This is a genomic window from Lentzea sp. NPDC060358, assembly GCF_042725365.1.
Taxonomy (GTDB): domain Bacteria; phylum Actinomycetota; class Actinomycetes; order Mycobacteriales; family Pseudonocardiaceae; genus Lentzea.
Genome location: NZ_JBHXCW010000456.1, coordinates 1 through 1739 on the forward strand (window position 1 = coordinate 1; position 1739 = coordinate 1739).

The window sequence follows — 1739 nt, forward strand, 5'->3', positions numbered from 1 at the left end:
CGGGTGCGGTGTATGTGCCGTTGGACACCCGTTATCCGGCGGAGCGTGTCGAGCTGATCGTGGGTCAGTCGGGTGTCACGCATCTGGTGACCGACCGCGACCCGGGCTCGGCGGGCGTGCCGGAGGGTGTGCGGGTGCTCGGCCCGGTGGCGGGCGAGGCGGTGGCGACCTCGGACCCGGGTGTGCCGGTCCATCCGGACCAGCCGGTGTACGCGATGTTCACCTCGGGCTCCACGGGGGTCCCGAAGGGTGTGGCGGTCACCCACCGGAATGTGGCGGACCTGGCCGCGCAGACGATGTACGCGAGCGGGAACCACGCCCGGGTGCTGTTCCACTCGGCGATGGCGTTCGACGCCTCCACGTACGAGATGTGGGTGCCCTGGCTCAACGGCGGCACCCTGGTCGTCGCCCCCGCCGGACACCTCGCCCCGGCCGACTACGTGAGGCTGCTGACCCAGCACCGGATCAGCTCGCTCTGGCTGACGGCCGGCCTGTTCCGGGTCATGGCGGAGGAGGTCCCGGAGGCGTTCGCCGGGGTGCGTGAGGTGTGGGCCGGTGGCGATGTCGTGCCGCCGGAGGCGGTGCGCCGGGTGATGGAGTGCTGCCCGGAGATCACCGTGGTCAATGGGTACGGTCCCACGGAGACCACCACGTTCGCCGCGACGCACCGTATCCACCGCCCGCTCGACTACGCGGGCGCGATCCCGATCGGTGAACCGCTGGACAACCACCGGTTGTACGTACTGGACGAGGGACTGCGGCTCGTCCCGCCCGGCACCCCGGGCGAGCTGTACATCGCGGGTGCCGGGCTGGCGCAGGGCTATCTGGACCGGCCGGGCATGACGGCGGACCGTTTCGTGGCCGACCCGTACGGTCCGGCGGGGAGCCGGATGTACCGGACCGGGGACCTGGTCCGCTGGAGCCCCGAGGGTTCGCTGGAGTACCTGGGCCGGGCCGACCAGCAGGTGAAGCTGCGCGGCTTCCGGATCGAGCTCGGCGAGATCGAGACCGCGCTGGCCGCCCACCCGGGCGTCGCCCAGGCCACCGTGGTCGTCCGCGAGGACCGCCCCGGCGACAAACGGCTCGTCGCCTACCTGGTCGCCGCCGACGGAGCCCGCGCCGATGTCGCCGAACTGCGCGGCCACGTCTCCGACGCCCTGCCCGAGTACATGGTCCCGTCCGCCTTCATGGTCCTCGACGCGATCCCCCTCACCACCAACGGCAAGGTCGACCGGCGCGCCCTGCCCGCCCCGCAGACCGCCCACACCACCAATGGGCGTGCCCCGCGCACCCCGCAGGAAGAAGTGCTGTGCGGCCTCTTCGCCGCCGTGCTCGGGCTCCCCTCGGTCACCATCGACGACCACTTCTTCCAGCTCGGCGGCCACTCCCTGCTCGCCACCCGGCTGATCGGCCGCATCCGCTCCATCTGGGACACCCGGGTCACCATCCGCGACCTGTTCCAGTGCCCGACCCCCGTCCTGCTCGCCGAACACATCGCCACGAACTCCGGCGGCGACCCGATGGAGACACTGCTCCCGATCCGGGCCGCCTGTGCCGACACCACCGAGGCCCCGCTGTTCTGCGTCCACGCCGTCTCCGGGATGAGCTGGTCGTACGCCGGACTGCTCCGGCACATCGGCGGGCGGCCGCTCTACGGCCTCCAGGCCCGTGAGCTCACCCACCCCGCGGACCGGCCCGCGGGCATCGAGGAGATGGCCGAAAGCTATGCGGCCCAGATC

The 1739-nt window shown here is 72.1% G+C and carries 1 protein-coding gene; it reads left to right on the forward strand.

The genetic code is table 11. The features are described 5' to 3' along the window. Window positions 1-14 precede the first annotated feature (14 nt). On the forward strand, window positions 15-1739 hold a 1725-nt coding region (locus tag ACFWGZ_RS40815), incomplete at its 3' end, for an amino acid adenylation domain-containing protein (RefSeq protein ID WP_382456945.1).